This window comes from Roseovarius sp., from assembly GCF_018066915.1.
Taxonomy (GTDB): Bacteria; Pseudomonadota; Alphaproteobacteria; order Rhodobacterales; family Rhodobacteraceae; genus Roseovarius.
Genome location: NZ_JAGPVV010000308.1, coordinates 1 through 18,742 on the forward strand (window position 1 = coordinate 1; position 18,742 = coordinate 18,742).

Genomic DNA, 18,742 nt, shown 5'->3' on the forward strand with positions numbered 1-18,742 from the left:
GCTATGACCTGCGCCACCTGATGATCGGGGCGGAAGGCACGCTTGGGATCATCACGGCGGCGGTGCTCAAGCTCTTTCCGCGCCCGAGGGCCTATGCCACGGCGATGGTCGCGGTGCCCTCGGTGGGGGCGGCGCTGCGGCTGCTGCATCGCTTGCAGGATGAGACGGGCGGCGCGGTGGAGGCGTTTGAATATATGCCGCGTTCGTTTCTGGCGGCACTGTTGCAGCGGTTTCCGCAGATGCGACCGCCGTTTGAAAAACCCTATGATGTCAATGTCTTGGTCGAGCTCGGGGCGCGGGCGCCACGGGATGTGACGCCGGATGCCACAGGCGCTGTGCCGATCTCTGTCCATCTCGAGGCGGTTCTGGCGGGGTTCTACGAAGAGGGGCTGATTCTCGATGCCGTCGTGGCGCAGAGTGAGGCGCAGCGGGCGGAAATCTGGGCGCGGCGCGAAGCCTCGGCGCAGATTCTGCGGGTGCGCAGGCCGGTGGTCGAGAATGACATCGCGGTGGCGACAGACCAGATGGAAGAGCTGATCGCACGCATTCAAAGTGTCAGCCAAGCGATTGATTCAGATATAGAAAACACTGGTGTCGCTCATCTCGGGGATGGCAATCTGCACTATGTGGGCTGGCCCTCGCGGGATGATCCAGCGCTGTGTCGGGCGGTGCAAGAGGCGGTGGAGCGCGAAGTTATCGCTCTTGGCGGGAGTTTTTCGGCGGAACATGGCATCGGGCTGTCGAAACTGCCGGCGATGGCGGCGCACAAGGACCCCGCCGCCCTTGCGATGATGCGCGCGATCAAGGCGGCGGTGGACCCGAACGGCATCATGAACCCCGGAAAGCTAATTCCTGATCAATAACTTAGCTGCGCCAGTCAAAGAACCCTTCGCCCGCCTGTGCCAGCAGTTTGGCGGCCATGGCACGGCCCAATTCGGCCCCATCCTCGATCGGGGCGGATTGGTCGTCTGTCAGGCTCTCGCTGCCGTCGGGGCGCAGGATTTCGCCGCGCAGACGCAAGGTATTGCCGTGCAACTCAGCCAGACCGGCAATCGGAGTCTCGCAGGAGCCATCGAGAGCGGCAAGGAAAGCGCGTTCAGAAACAAGGCGTTGGCCGGTTTCCTTGTGGTGAATTGCAGCCAGCATATCGGCGGCGCGATGGTCGTCGGCGCGGCGTTCGATGCCGATGGCCCCTTGGGCCACGGCGGGCAGCATCACGTCTGGCTCAATCGCGCAGGTGGCCACCTCGGATCGACCCAGACGGTTGAGACCGGCCATGGCAAGAAAGGTGCAAGCGGCGACGCCGTCGGCCAATTTCTTCAATCTTGTCTGGACGTTACCGCGAAACTCGACAACCTCGAGATGCGGGTAGGCGACCAGAACCTGCGCCTTGCGCCGCAAGGAGGAGGTGCCGACAAGGGAGCCCGCAGGCAAATCGGCCAATGAGGCGACGGTGGGCGACACAAACGCATCCCGCACATCCTCTCGGGGCAGATAGGTGTCGAGCAGCAGGCCCTCGGGTTGCAGGACGGGCATGTCCTTCATCGAGTGGACGGCGATGTCGATGTCGCCGGTCAAAAGCGCCTGTTCGATCTCGCGCGTAAAGAGACCCTTGCCGCCGATCTCCTTCAAAGGGCGGTCGATGATCTGATCACCGGTTGTCTTTATGACAACGATTTCAAAGGCTTCTTCGGGCAAATCAAAGGCCGCACCGAGGCGCGCGCGCGTCTCATTGGCCTGAGCAAGCGCCAAGGGCGATCCGCGGGTGCCGATCTTGAGCGGGTGGGACGGGGTGGGCAAATCACGTGTCATGGCGCAGGTTTAGACGTGACAAAGCGACGTGGCAAGCGCCTGACGCTTGACATCTTGAAGTGTCAAGGCGACCACAGGCAAAACGGAGGACACGATGCCCGCGCAAAAGACCATTCTGAGAGCCCTCGCCGGGGAAACCCTGCCCACGCCACCCATCTGGATGATGCGGCAGGCGGGGCGCTATCTGCCGGAATACCGGGCCACGCGAGAAGAGGCGGGCGATTTCCTTTCCTTGTGCTATAACAGTGACTTGGCGACCGAAGTTACATTACAGCCGATCCGCAGATACGGGTTTGATGCGGCGATTCTCTTTGCTGATATCCTGCTCTTGCCACAGGCGCTTGGGGCGGATTTGTGGTTTGTGACGGGGGAAGGGCCACGGCTCTCGACGATTACGGATCGGGCGGGGTTGGAAAAACTCAAACCCGTGGACGAGATTCACGAAACGTTAAATCCTGTCTATCAGACGGTGCGCAACTTGGCCGGGGCGCTGCCCAAGGAGACGACGCTGATTGGATTCGCGGGCGCGCCCTGGACGGTGGCGACCTATATGATCGCCGGGCGCGGCACCCCGGATCAGGGGCCGGCGCATGCGCTCAAGGCTGAAAACAAAGAGGTTTTCGAGGGGATCATCGAGGTTCTGACGGCGGGCACGATCGAGTATCTCTCGGCGCAGATCGCGGCCGGGGCTGAGGTGATCAAGCTCTTTGACAGCTGGGCCGGATCGCTGAAAGGTGACGATTTCGAAAAGTATGCGGTCGCCCCCGCGAAGCGGATCATTGCTGAGTTGAAAGCGCGGCATCCGGGGATTCCGATCATCGCATTCCCCCGAGAAGCGGGCGACAAGTATATGGGATTCCACGCGAAAACCGGCGCGGATTGTGTCGCGGTCGATGATTCGGTGAGCGCCCAATGGGCGGCGGAGCATGTCCAGAAGGATGGCTGCGTTCAGGGAAATCTCAAGTCTTCCCATATGGTTACGGGGGGTGAGGCGCTGGTGCGCGAGACCCGCAAGATTGTCGAGGCGTTCCAGAATGGCCCGCATATTTTCAACCTTGGCCATGGCATCACGCCCGATGCGGACCCTGACAATGTGCAGGTGATGATTGACGCGGTGCGGGGCGGCTGACCTTACAAAACGTAAGGTTTGTCAGGGGATTTTGTAAGGTCGCGGGCGGCGTGCCGGATTTTTCCGGCGCGTCAACGTGATCTTAACCTTTGATCGGCAGGCTGGCGGCATGTTGCAGCAAAGGAGCGCGCCATGCCCATGCCCCATCCCCCGCCCATCGCCCGCGTCAAAAGCGACCAGGAGCGATGTCGTGGCTGAGCGCGCCAAGGCGGAAGGCGAGTCACAGTCTGGCGGGTGGAGGACACCCGATGAACAGACATTACCGCGACACCCGCAAGATTGATCCAAGCCGGGGCAGCACGCTGGGCGATGGCACGCCCAATGATGCCGACCGGGTGGAGATCGGACCCACGCAACTGGCTTACGGCGAGTGGGCTGAGGCGGGGCTCGATCTGCCGGACCTGCCCGCGATGCGCGCCTTTCGCTGGGAGCGGTTGACGGCGGCGATTGGGACGCGGGATTATGCGGGGCTGTTGCTGTTTGACCCGCTCAATATCCGCTATGCGACCGACAGCACGAATATGCAGCTCTGGAATACGCATAACCCGTTTCGTGCCGTGCTGCTCTGTGCCGATGGCTATATGGTGATCTGGGACTACAAGAATTCGCCATTTCTGTCGCGGTTCAACCCGCTGGTGCGCGAGGCGCGGTCGGGCGCGGATCTGTTCTATTTCGACCGAGGCGACAAGGTCGATGTGGCCGCTGATGTCTTTGCCCGCGATGTGGCCGCGCTCTTGGCCGAGCATTGCCCCGGCAATCGGCGGCTGGCGGTGGACAAGGTGATGCTGCACGGGCTGCGCGCGTTGGAGGCGCAGGGGCTGGAAATCATGGAGGGCGAGGAGGTCACGGAAAAGACCCGCGCGATCAAGGGGCCGGATGAGATCAAGGCGATGCGCTGTGCCAGCCACGCCTGCGAGGCGGCGGTGGCCGAGATGGAGCGGTTTGCGCGCAGGAACGTGCCCGGCGGCGGGGTGAGCGAGGATGATATCTGGGCGGTGCTGCATGCCGAGAATATCCGGCGCGGCGGCGAGTGGATCGAGACGCGGCTCTTGGCCAGTGGGCCGCGCACGAATCCGTGGTTTCAGGAATGTGGGCCGCGCATTGTGCAGCAAAACGAGATCGTGGCCTTTGATACCGATCTGATCGGCAGTTACGGCATCTGCGTCGATATCAGCCGGACCTGGTGGATTGGGGATGCGCGCCCGCGCCCCGATATGGTGGCAGCGATGCAGCATGCGCAGGAGCATATTCAGGCGAATATGGCGCTCCTTCGCCCCGGTGTGACGATCCCCGAGTTGATCGCGGGCTGTCATCGGCTGGAGAAGAAGTATCATGCGCAGAAATACGGCTGCATGATGCATGGCGTGGGGCTCTGTGATGAATGGCCGCTTGTTGCCTATGCCGACAAGGCGGTGGCGGGGGCCTTTGATTATGCGCTGGAGCCGGGGATGGTGCTCTGTGTCGAGGCGTTGGTGAGCGAGGTGGGCAATGATTTCTCGATCAAGCTCGAGGATCAGGTTCTCATCACCGAGGATGGCTATGAGAACCTGACGCGCTATCCGTTCGATGCGGCGTTGATGGGGGCCGCTTAGGGCGCGTTGCGCCCCACCGAGAACACACCCGTTCCGGGTTTGACCCAAGACTTAGCCGAGGCGTGGAGGCCCCGGCGCGGGGGCCGGGCAGTGTGACCCCGATCAGACGCAATGTGGTCTAACGAGGCTGACCCGTGCCTGTCCAATGCGAGCGCATGACATTGCCGTGCCAGTCCTCGAGGGCCGGGGGCTGGGTGGTGCTGTTTGCAGGGGGCGGGGCAGGCGCCAGAGCCGCGACGGTCAAGGCCGCGAGCAGGAGGGCGGCGATGGGAGCGAATGGCGGCACCTTTGGGGCCGGGGCATTCGCGCTGTGGCAGAGGTCTTGGGGCATGGTCCGATCCTTTCGGTTTTGGAATGGACCAGAGATAGGCGCTGCGTATGAATTCCGAAAACGAATTTATGTGAGGTTTTTAATCACGTACTGTGATGTGGCTGTGCGGCGCTCTGCGGTCTGGTCGGGGCTGTGTCGAGCGTCGGGTCGTGCAGGCAGGCGCGGTCGCGCCCGGTGCCTTTGGCGCGGTAGAGCGCGCGGTCGGCGCGCTTGAGGCTTGCATCAAGCGTGTCACCGGGCAGGAGGGCGGCGACGCCGAAACTGGCGGTGAGGGGCACGGGGCCTGTCACGGGACCTGTGTCGAGAAAGACCGGGCTTTGCCGGATGCGGCGGGCGAGGCGGTTGGCAGCGCGGAGACCATCGGCCATTGTGGTCCCCGGCATCAGGATCACGAATTCCTCACCGCCCAGACGCGCGACGAGATCGCTGTTGCGGCAATTGCCGCGCAGGAGGCCCGCAAAATGGCGCAGGGCGAGATCGCCCGCGGCATGGCCGTGGCGGTCATTGAAGACCTTGAAATGGTCAATATCGGCGAGAATCACAGCGCAGGGGCGCGCGCTGTCGCCCGGCACGCTGGCGCAGAGGCTCGCGCGACTGCGCACACCGGTGAGCGGATCGTGGTGCAGCGCCTCTTCGAGCGCGCGGGCGTGTCGCTGGCTGGCCGCGAGGCGCTGGCCCATGGCATAGGAGAGGGGGGCCGCGATCATCAGCGCAGGAAGCGCGCCGGGCAGCAGGGCAACGCCGCGCAAGAGGGCATCGGCCACCAGAACGCCGAGGCAGATCATCGCCGCAAAGCGCCGGACATCGCCCGCTGTCTCGATCTGCCAGTGCATCTCGTGCCCTCCTCTGCGCGTCCGAGGATCAGGCGCGCCGGTTAAGGAAGGGTTGGGGCGGGACGGCGGAATGGCCGGGATTTTAGGCGAATTGCCACGAAGCCTCACCTTCGCGTGACATGGGGTGGGTCGGGGTGGCGATCTTTGCTGCGGCTGCATAGTCTGGGGACAGAGCAACGCTGAGGATGTGACATGCCCACCGAACGCCTGACGTTTCCCGGCCATGGCGGCCATGACCTAGTGGCGCGGCTGGACCTGCCGGAGGGGCCGCATCTGGCGACGGCGCTCTTTGCGCATTGCTTTACCTGTTCCAAGGATATTCCCGCCGCGCGGCGGATCGCGGCGCGCTTGGCGGGGGCGGGCATTGCGGTGTTGCGCTTTGATTTCACGGGGTTGGGGCATTCGGGGGGCGAGTTCGAGAACACGTCCTTTACGTCGAATGTCGAGGATCTGGAGTGGGCGGCGGCGGCGCTGGCCGCGCGCGGCATGGCACCGGGGCTGCTGATCGGGCATAGCCTGGGTGGGGCGGCGGTGCTGGCGGCGGCGGGGCAGATCAAGAGCGTGCGGGCGGTAGTGACCATCGGCGCGCCCTATGATCCGGGCCATGTGACACAGAATTTCGGGGATGCCTTGGCGCGAATCGAGGCGGAAGGCGTGGCCGAGGTGCGATTGGGGGGGCGCGATATCCGGATCGGGCGCGGCTTTGTCGAGGATGTGCGCGCCGAGGTGTTGGGCCCCAAGATCGCGGGTTTGCACAAGGCGCTTCTGATCTTGCACGCGCCGCGCGATGCGGTGGTGGGAATCGAGAATGCCGCGGAGATATTCAAGGCGGCGAAACACCCCAAGAGTTTTGTCACGCTCGATGGGGCGGATCACCTGATCAGTGGCGCCGAGGATGCCGAATATGCGGCGCAGGTGATCGCCGCCTGGGCGCCGCGCTATCTGGACATGCGGGTGCCTGCGCCGCCGCCCGGTGCGCCCGAAGGCGTGGTGCGGGTGAGCGAGGCCGATGCGGACGGGTTCCTGCAGGATGTGAACGCAGGCCCCGCGCATCATGTGCTGGCGGATGAGCCGGTGGCCTATGGCGGCACCGATCGCGGCATGTCGCCTTATGGGTTTCTGGCGGCGGGGCTGGGGGCCTGCACCTCGATGACGATCCGGATGTATGCGCGGCGCAAGGGCTGGCCGCTGGCGCATGTGAGCGTCGATGTGTGCCACGACAAGGTGCATGCGCAGGATGCCGATGCGCGGGGCGAGGCCAAGGTGGATGTGTTCACGCGGGTGATCCGGCTGGAGGGGGATCTGAGCGCCGCGCAGCGCGAGAAGCTGCGCGAAATTGCGGACAAATGCCCGGTGCATCGGACGCTGGAGAAATCCTCGCGCGTGGAGACACGGGTGGTGGAGGGGGGGTGAGCCGCGCGGCACACGCCCCCGAGCAAGTGGGTTCTGGCGCAGAAGGTTTGCCCCCTGCGCCAGCGCGCCTCAATCCCTGAGCAGTTCGTTGATGCCGGTCTTGGAGCGGGTCTGCGCGTCCACCCGCTTGACGATCACCGCGCAATAGAGGTTGATGCCGCCCTTTGACGGCATCGAGCCTGCGACGACGACCGAATAGGGCGGCACCTCGCCATACATGACTTCGCCGGTCTCGCGGTCCACGATCTTGGTGGATTTCCCGATGAAAACCCCCATCCCCAGAACCGAGCCCTCGCGCACGATACAGCCCTCGACCACCTCGGAGCGCGCGCCGATGAAGCAATTGTCCTCGATGATCGTCGGTCCGGCCTGCATCGGTTCCAGCACGCCGCCGATGCCCACACCGCCCGAGAGATGCACATTCTTGCCGATCTGCGCGCATGATCCCACCGTGGCCCAGGTATCCACCATCGTGCCGCTGTCCACATAGGCCCCGAGATTGACAAAGGACGGCATCAAGACCACGCCCGGCGCGATATAGGCCGATTTGCGCACGACGCAGTTGGGCACCGCGCGAAAGCCAGCCGCGCGCCATTCGGCATCGCCCCAGCCCTTGAACTTGCTGTCCACCTTGTCCCACCAGCCCGCGCCCTGCGGCCCGCCGGCATGGATTTCCATATCCTTGATGCGAAAGCCCAACAGGACCGCCTTTTTGGCCCATTGGTTGACATGCCATTGGCCATCCGCCTGCCGTTCGGCCACCCGCAAGCTACCGCTGTCAAGGGCTGCCAGCGTGGCCTCGATGGCGTCGCGGGTCTCGCCCCCGGTGGTAGAGGTGATCGTCTCGCGCGCCTCCCAGGCGGCTTCGATTGCGGTTTCCAATGCGGCGTTCGACATGGGCGTCTCCTCGGGTTTCCATCGCGTGTCCCCCTCGCCTATAGGGCCAAGCGCGGGCAGGATCAATGCGACCGCGCCGCCCGAAACCGCTCATCCGCCCCGGATCAATTCGTCCTCATCCTCGGAGGCCGAAAGGCCCAAGGCATCCAGCCCGTTTTCCAGATGATCCGACAGATGCGGCGTGCCTAGCAGGTAATCAGCGCAGGGCGTGGTCGCCTCTTCATAGGCGGTGCGCTTGGCCTCTTCGAGTTCCTCGGCCTCGAAACTGCCGCGCCCGATCCACATCACAGCCACCAGGCTTGCCTGTTCCTCTTCGCTCAGCCGGTCGATGAAGGCGCGCAATTCGCCCTCGGCGCGTTCCAATTCACGCGCCATCAGCACCACCTGTGCGATTTTATGAACTGTGATGTCCAGCATGGCCCCGTCCTCCTGTCGCCCCTAGTCTAGCACAGGAATGACGGGCGCACAGCCACCCGTCCTTGATCTTACGCAAAGAGCCGGTAATAGGCCCAATCCGGTAAAAACCGTGACAGGCGAAAGACATAGCTGAAAAGGCGCGGGAAATGTCGCTGAAATGCTGCCTCGTCGCACATCAATTCGAACATCTCTTGAGCTGCGGCCTCGGGCGTCATGATGAAGGGCATGCGAAACTGGTTCTTGTCCGTCAGCCGCGTCTTGATGAAGCCGGGGTTGGCCAGTTGCACCCGCACGCCGGTGCGCCAGAGATCGGCGCGCATCGATTCGGCCAAGGACATGGTCGCCGCCTTGGACGCGGCATAGCCAATCGCCCCCGGCAAGCCGCGAAAGCCCGAGAGCGAGCCGGTCAGCACCACATGGCCCGCGTCCCGCGCCACCATATCGGGGAGGACCGCGCCAATCACCCGCACCGCGCCGGTGAAATTCACATCCGCCATGGCGACCGCGTGTTCGGGGTTCCACTCGGTCGCGGGCATCGGCCAGTAAACCCCTGCGAGCCACACCAGCCCGTCGATTTGCCCCACCGCGCGCGCGGCCTCGGCCACGCTCTCGGCGTCCTGCACATCCATGGGCACGGCCTGGCCGCGCCCCGGCAGGCTGGCGACAACCTCGTCCAGCCGCGCGGCACTCCGGGCCGACACGATCACCTCGGCCCCGGCTGCGCTGATCTTGTGCGCCAGTGCTGCGCCCAGCCCCTCGCTCGCGCCCACCAGCCAATAGCGTTTGCCGCGCCAGTCCATCATGCCTCGACCCGCCGCATCACCGCCACCAGTTCCGCCACCTTGATTCCGAACTTGCGGAATTGGCTGCGATTGACGACCACGCCATTGGGCGCCAGATACATCCAGTCGGTGACGCTCAGCACATGGCCCCCGGCCTCTTTCGGCAGGCGGATGCGATAGCAGAGCCGGGCGGCTGCGCCCATCTGCTGCCCTGTGCCGGTGCCCACCAGATCCGCGGCCTCGGCCCGGATTGATCCATCATTGCCCAACTCAAGCTGCCATTCGCGGTCCTGCGCATTGCCGCTGTCATAGTCGAAATGCTCGCGCATCACGCCGCGATTGCCCTGCCAACTGGCCTCGAAATCGCCGGTAAAGCGCGACGCGACGCGCCCCAGAGGGCCGTAAATCACCCCTTCGCATTTGATCGCGCCGTTCAGATGTTCGCGCAGATCGAATTGCGGTCCTTGTTTTGCATAATCCTCGGGCACCTGCGCGTCAAAGCCCGCGAACCGCTCTTTCAGCAGCACCAGCGCCAGCATCGCGAGCGCCCCAAGCAGGGTCCATCCCATAGCCTCCATCAGATCAGCTCCTTTCCTCAATCGGTGTTCGGGCCAAGAGCGCAATGGCCAAGAGTTTCAAACCACAGGGCAGGGCCCCGTAAAGCAGGCTGAGCAGGGTCAGCGCCGCCGCGTCATTGTTCTGCCCTGCTGCAAATCCGCCTGCCTCGAGCAGCGGCAAGAGCGCCACCGCCGCCAGCGCCAACGTGAATTTCGACACGAAAGACCAGAGGCCAAAGCCCTCTGCCGCCCCCGGTGAGACCTGCACCATCCGGCGCGCGAAGAGTGCAGGCAGGAGTGTCATATCTGCGCCCATCGCCGCCCCGGAGGCCACGCAGATCACGCCAAAGGCCCAGAGATCGCCCGCCCCGAGCAGGACCGCCCCGGCAAAGGCCGCAATCGACAGGACCATGCCTGCCAAGAGCATCCGTTTCGCGCCAAACCGCTCGGCCAAGGCGCCCCAGACCGGGGCTGCTGCCGCCGCCGAGAGGAAGAAGAGCAAGAGAAACGGGCCTTCCCATCCGGGGGCCTGCAACCGGCTTTCGACGAAGAAGAGAAAGAGTGTCGAACTCACTGCCACAGGGGCGGCATTGACCATGGCGACCATCAAGAGCCGCCGTGTGACCGCATCGCGCAGCACCGGGCCAAAGCCTGTGCCGGGCACGCCGCCGCAATCCTGCCATTGCCCGAGCATGGCCAGCACCGCCAGCCCCGACAAAATCGCAAAGCCAAGGGCAAAGCCGCCAAAGCCGCCCAAGACCACCGGCGCCACCGCCGCCGCACAAATCCCCAAGAGCGCGCCGGTTTCCCGCCACAGCGCCATCCGCAGATGGCCCTGACCCGGCAGCGCCGCCGCCGTGGCCACGCCTTGTGCGTAAAAGCAGATGGTGAGGTAGCTGAAGGCCGAAAACACCAGCACCAGCATGGCCGCAAACCACCAGAGCGGCGCAATGGGAGGGGCCATGGCAAAGAGCCCCAGCATCGCCGCGGCCATCACCGCCACCGCAATCCAGACGCTCAGTGCGCGATGTGCGCGCAGCCGCTCGGCCAGACGACCGAGTGCCGGGTCCTGCACCACATCAATCAGCCGCAGGGCAAAGAGTACCGCGCCAAGCGCGCCCAAAGACACGCCATACTCATCCACATAGAATTTGGGCGCGTGGATATAGAGCGGCAGCCCTGCCGCCGCCAAGAGCGCGCCAAAGAGCGCATAGCCCGGCAGGCGCGGCGCGCTCTGCGCCACGGTCCCGGTCAATACCGCGCTCACCGGCTTACCTCGTCGGCGGGAGGTGCCGGGCGGCTGTGAAACCGCGCGCCCTTCCACCAGAGCTTGAGCGCCTGCCAGTGAATGAGACCCAGCACCCGCCGCGACCCGAAGGGCCGCCGCAGCATGGCACGCAGCAGCCCGCCCGTGGTCAAGGGCTTGCGTGCGCCCACCAGCGTGGCGATGACGCCGCCATAGCCGCCGGTGAAATCAATCCAGATGCCGATCCGATCCTCGCGCAGATCAAAGCGGAATTCATAGGCGCCCTCGATTTTCAGAAAGGGCGAGACATGAAAGAGCTTGCGCGCGTGGATTTTATCCTCGGCCGTGATCGGCCCCATGTCGTCGCGGTGGCAGAGATAGGAATGGCGATCCCCGTAGGTATTGCTGACCTCGGCGATGATCACCGGCACCTGACCGGCTGCATCGCGGCAAATCCAGAAACTGACCGGGTTGAACACATGCCCCAGAATGCGCGGCTGCGCCAAAAGTTCGATCCGCGCAGGCGGGGCGATCTGACGTTCGGCCAGAACCGCGCGCACCCACGCCGCACCGCGCCCCTCTTTCGGCGCGCCGCCATGATCCCGGTCCCAGACCGAGGCCAGACCCCGCCGGTTGCGCCCAAAAAGACGCGGTGCGGCAACCTCCGCCTCGGCATCCAGCAGCACGTAATCAATGCCGTAGCGAAAGGCGTTCTCGATCCCGCCCTTGCGCCCATGCCAGGTGTGGCCTGCGATATGATCGACCCGGCTCACGCCGCTGCCACAGCCTGCGGTGCCTTGGCGCAGAGTGCCTCGGCCACTTCGAGCCCGCTTGAGAGCCCGTCTTCGTGGAACCCGTGCCGCATCCAGGCTCCGCAGAACCATGTATTGCGCCGCCCGTTCCCGGCGCGCACGCGGGATTGTGCCGCCACCGCCTCCAGATCGTAGACCGGATGGCGCAACGTGACCTGATCATAGATCAACTCTTGGCGAATGGGCCGCGTTGTATTGAGCGTGACGAAATGCGGATCATCTTCGGGGATCGGTTGCAGGCTGTTCATCCAATAGGTCAGATCAATCTGGCCCACCCGCTTGACGCGGGCCTCGGTATAGTTCCAAGACGACCAGACCGCCCGACGGCGCGGCATCACGCTCGTGTCGGCATGCAGGATGATATCATTGGGCTGATAGGCAATCGCGCCCACGTTGCGGCGCTCGGTCTCATCGGCGTCGGCCAGCATCCGCAGCGCATCATCGCTATGGGCGGCAATCACCACCTCGTCGAACCGCTCCCAGTCGCCGCCGTGGGTGCGCACCTCGACACCCTCGGCCAGACGCCGAATCCCTGCCACAGGCGCAGCCAGCCGGATCTCGGCCCCTTTGGCGCGCAAGGCATGCTCCAACCGGCTGACATAGGCCACCGATCCTCCGACGACCGTATACCACTGATGCTGCTCGCTATAGCCCAAGAGCCCATGCTGCTTGAAGAAGGTCACCAGCGCCTGCGCCGGAAAGTCGAGCACCTGCTCGACCGGCATCGACCAGATCGCGCCGGAAAAGGGGGTGAGGTAATAGTCGCGGAATGCGCGGCCCAGCTTCATCTTGGCAATCAACCCGCGCATGGTCAGCCCCGGTTCGCGGCAGGCGTCGAGCGCCCCGGCGTTGAAGCGGAAAATATCGCGCAGCATCGCCCAATGCGCCGGGTTCGCCAGATTGCGCCGCTGCGCGAAATAGGCGCCGGACCCCTGAAGCCCGTATTCCAGCGCGCCACCCCGGAAGGAGGCCCCGAAACTCATGGTGCTGGGGGCCACCGGCACCGCCAGCCGTTCGAAGAGCGCGCTCAGATGGGGGTAGGTGGCATAGTTGAAGACGATAAAGCCGGTATCGACCGGCTGATCCCCGCGCTTGCCCGCGGTGATCGTGCGCGCATGCCCGCCAAGCCGCGCCTCGGATTCAAAGAGCACCACATGGTGTTTGTCCGCCAGACGCTCTGCCGCCCCCATGCCCGTAATACCGGCGCCGATCACGGCGATTGTCTTGCGCGCCGTGGCGCTGGTCTCGAAGGGCATGGGGCGTGTCACCTGTTCTTTCGTACATATCACTGTTTACGGCCCGGCATCGCAAACGGATTAGATTGTTTTGCGTTGGCCCTGCGGGTTTTTTTCAAGTGTCGGTGATCCACCATGGCGTGCTTCGCGTAATCCGTCCATGTTGAATGATGCCACCCTCCTCTGTGACCCAGCCCCCTCGCCGGTGCCTGTCGCCCGTGCTATGAGGCGCGTGACAATGGCAAAACGGGCGGGACCGGCACAGGTGACAACGGCACGAGAGACTGAAAATACCGATTGGGTGGCTTGTATCGCGGCCATTCGCGATCATGGGGACGAGGCGGCCTTTGCCCGGCTCTTTGCCCATTTCGCCCCAAGGGTGAAGGCGTTTCTGATGCGCTCTGGCGCGGATGCCAACTTGGCCGAGGAATGCACCCAAGAGGTCATGTCAACCCTTTGGCAAAAGGCGCATCTCTTTGATCCGACCCGTGCCTCTGCCGCCACCTGGATTTTCACCATCGCGCGTAACCGCAAGATCGACGCGCTGCGCAAGCAAAGACGACCCGAACCCGAGGATTTGCCCTGGGGCCAAGACCCGGAACCCGACCAGGCCGACGTGCTCGCCCTGCAAGAGGAAAGTGACCAACTGGGGCGCGCCATCGCCGCCCTGCCCGCGAAACAGAGGGAGTTGATCGAAAAGGCCTATTTCCGCGATCTCAGCCATTCCGAGATTGCGGCCGATACTGGCCTGCCGCTGGGCACGATCAAATCCCGTATCAGACTGGCGCTCGACCGTTTGCGCCACGCAATGAAGTAAAGTGCAAGCCATGACCAGAAACCAGATCACCCATCACCTGACCGACGCGCTCTTGATGGCCTATTCCGCGGGCAGCCTGCCCGAAGCCTTCAACCTCACGGTGGCCACCCATGTGTCGATGTGCGACGACTGTCGCGCGCGACTGGCGGCCTTTGATACCGTGGGCGGGGCGCTGATCGACAGCGCCGACACCGCCGAACTGGCGCAAGACAGTCTTGCCGCCACGATGGCCCGAATTCGTGCGGGCAAAAGCACGCCCGAGGCACCGGCCCCGCGCCGAGGCGTGCTTCCTGCGCCGTTGCGCGATTATATCGGCGGCGATCTTGAGGCGGTGCGGTGGCGGCCCGTGGGCATGGGGGTGAAACAGGCGATCCTGCCCACCTCTCGCGCGGCGACGGCCCGGCTGCTCTATATCCCGGCGGGCGCTGCGGTGCCGGACCACGGCCATCGCGGCACCGAACTGACGCTGGTGTTGCAAGGGGCGTTTTGCGATCAGGTTGCGCGGTTTGGCCCCGGCGACATCGAGGTTGCCAATGAGGATCTCAATCACACGCCCGTGGCGGAAATCGGGGCTGATTGCATCTGTCTTGCTGCCACCGACGCGCCGCTGCGCTTTCGTGCGCTCATGCCGCGCATCGCGCAACCGTTCCTGCGGATCTGAGCGCTCCCCGCTCAGCGCTTGCCCCTGTCTTCGTGTTCTCCAGCCACGGGGCAGGGGCGGCAAGAGGGGCGCGCGGGTTGATTTGCCTGTCTCGAAAGGGGCGTCCGGCAGAATTGTTAAAACAAACTGTCCAAAATGAAAGACCCCGCCGGTTCGGCGGGGTTTTTCAGTCTTCAGCCAAAGGCTGATCGCGGCTCAGCCCTGACGGGCTTTGAAACGCGGCTGGGTCTTGTTGATCACGTAGACGCGGCCTTTGCGGCGCACGACGCGGCAATCCCGATGCCGGTTCTTGAGCGAGCGGAGCGAATTACGAACCTTCATGGTCGTCTCCTCGGTTGTCGCGGCGCGGGCCAGCGCCTGGGGTTGCGGGCGTCCCGGTGCCGGGACAGTGAATTCATGGTGGGCGATACAAGGTTCGAACTTGTGACCCCTTCGATGTCAACGAAGTGCTCTACCACTGAGCTAATCGCCCATGAATGCCAGCCGATCGCCTGCCCCAAAAAGAGGGGCGCGGAAATCCGCGCCGGTTCGCTGGTCTATAAAAGGAGTCGGAGAGGGGATCAAGGGCTTTTAGAACACCAATTTCAGTCTATTATCGTGAGAGAAAGGAACACGCATGCCCAAGGTCGCCTATCACCTCACGCATCCCGAACGGCGGACCACGGCGGTGGTGTTCGCCTCGCCCCATAGTGGCCGGGATTATCCGTGGACGTTTCTGCGGCGCACCACGCTGAATGAACATTCGGTGCGCTCGTCCGAGGATGCGTTTGTCGATCAGTTGTTCGAGAGCGCGCCACTTCACGGCGCGCCGTTGATCAAGGCGGGGGCACCGCGGGCCTATGTCGATCTCAACCGCAGCGCGGATGAGTTGGACCCGGCCTTGATCGAGGGGGTGTCGCGGCAGGGGCATAATCCGCGCGTGGCCTCGGGCCTTGGGGTCATTCCGCGCGTGGTGGCGAACGGGCAGGCGATCTATGCGGGCAAGCTGAGCATGGCCGAGGCCGAGCACCGGATCGAAAGCTATTGGCGGCCCTATCACACGGCGCTGCAAGGGCAGTTGGATCAGGCGCATCTGATGTTCGGACAGTCGATCCTGATTGATTGCCATTCGATGCCGCATGAGGCGATGGACGCGGTGGCGCGGCGGGGTGTGCGGCGGCCCGAGATCGTGCTGGGCGACCGGTTCGGGGCGGCGGCGGATGGGGCGATTGTGGACCGGATCGAGGCGGCCTTTGCGCGCGCGGGTCTGGTGGTCACGCGCAACACGCCCTTTGCCGGGGCCTATATCACGCAGGCTTACGGTCGCCCTGGGCGCGCGCGCCATGCGGTGCAGGTGGAGATTGATCGCGCGCTCTACATGAATGAGCGGCTCATTCGGCCCAATGGCAATTTCGAGGCGTTCCGCAGGTTGCTCTCGGGGGTGATCCGCGACATTGCCGAGATCGGGCGCGCCGAGGCGCTGCCACTGGCGGCGGAGTAGTGGGCAGGTTTTATAGCTGAGCCGCGCGGTGCCCGCCCGGTGGGGCGGTCGGGCGCAGCGCGGCGGTGCCTGCGGCACCTTGATTCCGCGCCTTGGTGATTGGGGCATAGCTCAAAACATGATCGAGCCTCTCGCGCCCAATCCCTATCGCAACGCCCGCCCTTTGACGATTGCATCTGGCCCGAATTTGGCGCGGATGGCGTCGGTGGCGCGTTCTGCGCCGGCGCGGCGGGTGGCCTGAGGATCGAGCAGATCGCCGGAGCGGTCGGCGGCGGTCTCGGGCACAAGGTCTGACAGGCCCACGCCGATGAGCCGGTAGGCGGCCCCTTGCGGCACCTGATCCAAGAGCGCGCGGGCGCTGCGATAGAGCGTGTCGGCCAGTTGCGTGGCGTCGCGCAAGGCGTGGCGGCGCGTGAGCAGCGTGTGATCGGCGCGCTTGAGCTTGAGCGTGACCACGCGGCCTGCGAGGGCGCGGGCCTTGGCGCGGTCGGCCACTTTTTCCGCGAGCCGCCAGATATGGCCGTCGAGCAACTCGCGGTCGCGCGTGTCCTCGTAGAACGTGGTCTCGTTCGAGATGGATTTCACGGGCGCATTGGCCGAGACGCGGCGGCGGTCCTGTCCGCGCGCCAGATGCCAGAGCCGGTCGCCCATCGCGCCAAAGCGCGCATTGAGATCGCGGCGGTCCCAACGCAAGAGATCGGCAAAGCTGCGGATGCCCGCATCATTCAGCGCCTTGAGGGTGGATTGGCCCACGCCCCAAATGAGGCTGACGGGGCGGTCGCGCAGGAAATCGGCGGTCTCGGCCATGCCGATCACCGCAAAGCCGTGCGGTTTGTCGAGGTCCGAGGCGATCTTGGCCAGAAACTTGTTATGGCTGAGGCCGATGGAGCCGGTCAGGCCCAACTCGTCGCGCATCCGCTTGATGAGGCGCGCGAGCATCACGGCGGGCGGGGCGCCATGCAGGCGCGCGGTGCCGGTGAGATCGAGAAACGCCTCGTCAAGCGAGAGCGGTTCCACGTCGGGCGTGAGATCGAGCATCATGGCGCGGATGGCGCGCGAGGCCTCGGCATAGACCTGCATGCGGGGTTTGATCACCACCGCCTCGGGGCAGAGTTTGAGCGCCTGAAACATCGGCATGGCAGAGCGCACGCCCTTGATGCGGGCGATATAGCAGGCGGTCGAGACCACGCCGCGCCGCCCGCCACCGATGATGAGCGGCTTGTCGGCAAGCTCGGGATTGTCGCGTTTCTCGACAGAGGCGTAGAAGGCATCGCAATCCATATGGGCGATGGAGAGGTCAAAGAGTTCGGGATGGGACAAGATGCGGGGGCTGCCGCAGGCGGGGCAGCGGCGGGCAGTGTCGAATCGGGTCAGGCAATCGCGACAGAGGCTGGGCATGATGGGGGAGTGTAGGGGGTGGGTGCAGGGGGGCGCAAGTTGGGGTGATGTTGGGCTGTAACCCGCGCGAATAGCACCGAAGGTGCCGCGCGGATCGCTGGGCCGTCCGTCGCACCGAAGGCGCGCCACTTTATCTCGGGACGCTTTTGGCGTGACGGCCTAGCGATTATGAGAGGGAGCGCCTCACTGAGAGGTCACGCGGACTTTGCTGGGATAAAGTGGCAGCCACATCTGTTGCATCGCTAGTCCCCGGCCCAGCGACCGCGCGGCATACCGCAAAGGAAAGAGCCCGGACGCGGGGCATCCGGGCTCTTTATACAACGGCGTGGTTCCCTCAGAGCAGGGATTTGACCTTGGCTGCCACCGCTTCGGCGGTGATGCCGAATTCCTTGTAGAGCGTCGGCGCGGGGGCGGAGGCCCCGAAATCGTGCATGCCGACAAAGCCGCCCTTTTCGCGGCGGCCGCGCTCGCCGTAGAGCCAGCGGTCCCAGCCAAAGCGGATGGCCGCCTCGATGGCGACGCGCACCGGGCCTGCGGGCAGGACGCGTTTGCGGTAGCTGTCGTCTTGCTCTTCAAAGAGTTCCCAGCAGGGCATGGACACCACACGCGTGCCGATGCCTTCGGCCTGCAGAAGATCGCGGGCCTTCATGGCAATCTCGACCTCGGAGCCTGTGGCCATCAGGATCGCCTGACGCTTGCCTTCTGAGTCTGCCAGCACATAGGCGCCTTGGGCGGTCAGGTTCTTGGCCTTATGCTCGCGCCGCAAGGTGGGCAGGCTCTGGCGGGTGAGCGACAGGACCGAGGGCGTTTCCTTGGAGGTCAGCGCCAGTTCCCAGGCCTCGGCGGTCTCGACCGTATCGCAGGGGCGGAAAACCCAGGTGTTGGGCGTGGCGCGGCTGATGGCCAGATGCTCGATGGGCTGGTGGGTCGGGCCATCCTCGCCCAGACCGATGCTGTCATGGGTCATCACGAACACGGTCGGGATTTTCATGAGGGCGGCCAGACGCATGGCAGGGCGGGCGTAATCGGTAAAGCACATGAAGGTGCCGCCATAGGGGCGGATGCCGCCATGCAGCGCCATGCCGTTCATCGCGGCGGCCATGCCATGTTCGCGGATGCCCCAATGGATATAGCGGCCCTTGCGGTTGTCCACGTCAAAGACGGTCATATCGCCCGAGCGGGTGTTGTTCGAGCCCGACAGATCGGCAGAGCCGCCAACGGTTTCTTGCAGGATCGGATTGACGACCTCGAGCACCATTTCGGAGGATTGGCGGGTGGCCACTTTGGGGGCCTCGGCGCTGATCTGCTTTTTCAGGGCGCGGATGCGCGC

At 64.5% G+C, this 18,742-nt stretch carries 20 protein-coding genes and 1 tRNA gene; 7 read left to right on the forward strand and 14 right to left on the reverse strand.

From position 1 onward, the window contains the following. Nucleotides 1-863: FAD-binding oxidoreductase (locus tag KBT70_RS17385; RefSeq protein ID WP_296637154.1), on the forward strand; the 863-nt coding region annotated here is incomplete at its 5' end. Nucleotide 864: 1 nt separating this feature from the next. Here KBT70_RS17385 and hemC read toward each other — a convergent pair. Further along, nucleotides 865-1,812 (reverse strand): hydroxymethylbilane synthase, encoded by a 948-nt coding sequence (gene hemC, locus KBT70_RS17390; RefSeq protein ID WP_296637158.1) that lies wholly within the window; start codon nt 1,810-1,812, stop codon nt 865-867. Nucleotides 1,813-1,906: 94 nt separating this feature from the next. Between hemC and hemE the strand changes: the two genes are divergently transcribed. Beyond that, nucleotides 1,907-2,941, forward strand: a complete 1,035-nt coding sequence (gene hemE, locus KBT70_RS17395) for a uroporphyrinogen decarboxylase (RefSeq protein ID WP_296637161.1) — start codon at nt 1,907-1,909, stop codon at nt 2,939-2,941. Nucleotides 2,942-3,189: 248 nt separating this feature from the next. Further along, complete coding sequence (gene dddP / locus KBT70_RS17400) at nt 3,190-4,533, forward strand: dimethylsulfonioproprionate lyase DddP (RefSeq protein WP_296637163.1); 1,344 nt, start codon at nt 3,190-3,192, stop codon at nt 4,531-4,533. Between the two features lie 118 nt (nt 4,534-4,651). Here the strand turns inward: dddP and KBT70_RS17405 are convergent, their stop codons facing one another. Then, entirely contained in the window at nt 4,652-4,864 is a 213-nt protein-coding gene (locus tag KBT70_RS17405) for a hypothetical protein (RefSeq protein ID WP_296637165.1), read from the reverse strand. Nucleotides 4,865-4,947: 83 nt separating this feature from the next. Then, nucleotides 4,948-5,697, reverse strand: coding sequence for a GGDEF domain-containing protein (locus KBT70_RS17410; RefSeq protein ID WP_296637167.1), 750 nt, complete (start codon nt 5,695-5,697; stop codon nt 4,948-4,950). Between the two features lie 192 nt (nt 5,698-5,889). On the opposite strand from KBT70_RS17410, the gene KBT70_RS17415 reads away from it, so the two are divergent. Beyond that, on the forward strand, nt 5,890-7,110 hold the full coding sequence (locus KBT70_RS17415) for an OsmC family protein (RefSeq protein WP_296637170.1): 1,221 nt from the start codon (nt 5,890-5,892) through the stop codon (nt 7,108-7,110). A gap of 69 nt (nt 7,111-7,179) precedes the next feature. On the opposite strand, the gene dapD is transcribed toward KBT70_RS17415, so the two are convergent. The 7 genes from dapD to KBT70_RS17450 all read right to left on the reverse strand — a co-directional run bounded on the left by dapD (nt 7,180) and on the right by KBT70_RS17450 (nt 13,077). Further along, the gene (gene dapD, locus KBT70_RS17420) at nt 7,180-8,007 is read right to left on the reverse strand and encodes a 2,3,4,5-tetrahydropyridine-2,6-dicarboxylate N-succinyltransferase (protein ID WP_296637172.1); all 828 of its coding nucleotides are present in this window, start codon (nt 8,005-8,007) and stop codon (nt 7,180-7,182) included. A 90-nt stretch (nt 8,008-8,097) separates the two neighbouring features. Next, entirely contained in the window at nt 8,098-8,424 is a 327-nt protein-coding gene (locus KBT70_RS17425) for a DUF3775 domain-containing protein (protein ID WP_296637175.1), read from the reverse strand. A 68-nt stretch (nt 8,425-8,492) separates the two neighbouring features. Further along, the gene (locus KBT70_RS17430) at nt 8,493-9,227 is read right to left on the reverse strand and encodes an SDR family NAD(P)-dependent oxidoreductase (protein WP_296637178.1); all 735 of its coding nucleotides are present in this window, start codon (nt 9,225-9,227) and stop codon (nt 8,493-8,495) included. Continuing rightward, nucleotides 9,224-9,784: a DUF3833 family protein gene (locus tag KBT70_RS17435; RefSeq protein WP_296637180.1), complete on the reverse strand. Its 561-nt coding sequence runs from the start codon at nt 9,782-9,784 to the stop codon at nt 9,224-9,226. The genes KBT70_RS17430 and KBT70_RS17435 overlap by 4 nt, the downstream gene beginning before the upstream one ends. 4 nt (nt 9,785-9,788) lie before the next feature. Beyond that, entirely contained in the window at nt 9,789-11,030 is a 1,242-nt protein-coding gene (locus KBT70_RS17440) for an MFS transporter (RefSeq protein WP_296637181.1), read from the reverse strand. Beyond that, nucleotides 11,027-11,782, reverse strand: coding sequence for a DUF1365 domain-containing protein (locus KBT70_RS17445; protein ID WP_296637183.1), 756 nt, complete (start codon nt 11,780-11,782; stop codon nt 11,027-11,029). Before KBT70_RS17445 ends, KBT70_RS17440 begins: the two co-directional genes overlap by 4 nt. After that, nucleotides 11,779-13,077, reverse strand: a complete 1,299-nt coding sequence (locus tag KBT70_RS17450) for an FAD-dependent oxidoreductase (protein WP_296637185.1) — start codon at nt 13,075-13,077, stop codon at nt 11,779-11,781. The genes KBT70_RS17445 and KBT70_RS17450 overlap by 4 nt, the downstream gene beginning before the upstream one ends. A 217-nt stretch (nt 13,078-13,294) precedes the next feature. On the opposite strand from KBT70_RS17450, the gene KBT70_RS17455 reads away from it, so the two are divergent. Continuing rightward, nucleotides 13,295-13,873, forward strand: a complete 579-nt coding sequence (locus tag KBT70_RS17455) for a sigma-70 family RNA polymerase sigma factor (protein ID WP_296637187.1) — start codon at nt 13,295-13,297, stop codon at nt 13,871-13,873. A gap of 10 nt (nt 13,874-13,883) precedes the next feature. Then, entirely contained in the window at nt 13,884-14,534 is a 651-nt protein-coding gene (locus tag KBT70_RS17460; RefSeq protein ID WP_296637190.1) for a ChrR family anti-sigma-E factor, read from the forward strand. Nucleotides 14,535-14,729: 195 nt separating this feature from the next. On the opposite strand, the gene ykgO is transcribed toward KBT70_RS17460, so the two are convergent. Both ykgO and KBT70_RS17470 read right to left on the reverse strand, forming a co-directional pair. Then, a complete protein-coding gene (ykgO, locus tag KBT70_RS17465) occupies nt 14,730-14,855 on the reverse strand; it encodes a type B 50S ribosomal protein L36 (RefSeq protein WP_008282420.1) in 126 nt (41 codons plus the stop codon). A 76-nt stretch (nt 14,856-14,931) separates the two neighbouring features. Then, nucleotides 14,932-15,006: transfer RNA gene (locus KBT70_RS17470), tRNA-Val, on the reverse strand. Nucleotides 15,007-15,150: 144 nt separating this feature from the next. On the opposite strand from KBT70_RS17470, the gene KBT70_RS17475 reads away from it, so the two are divergent. Beyond that, on the forward strand, nt 15,151-16,014 hold the full coding sequence (locus KBT70_RS17475) for an N-formylglutamate amidohydrolase (RefSeq protein ID WP_296637192.1): 864 nt from the start codon (nt 15,151-15,153) through the stop codon (nt 16,012-16,014). Between the two features lie 144 nt (nt 16,015-16,158). Here the strand turns inward: KBT70_RS17475 and KBT70_RS17480 are convergent, their stop codons facing one another. Both KBT70_RS17480 and KBT70_RS17485 read right to left on the reverse strand, forming a co-directional pair. Then, nucleotides 16,159-17,412: a DNA polymerase IV gene (locus KBT70_RS17480; protein WP_296637194.1), complete on the reverse strand. Its 1,254-nt coding sequence runs from the start codon at nt 17,410-17,412 to the stop codon at nt 16,159-16,161. A gap of 334 nt (nt 17,413-17,746) precedes the next feature. Continuing rightward, nucleotides 17,747-18,742 (reverse strand): transketolase family protein (locus KBT70_RS17485; protein ID WP_296637196.1); only part of this gene is annotated, 996 nt, incomplete at its 5' end.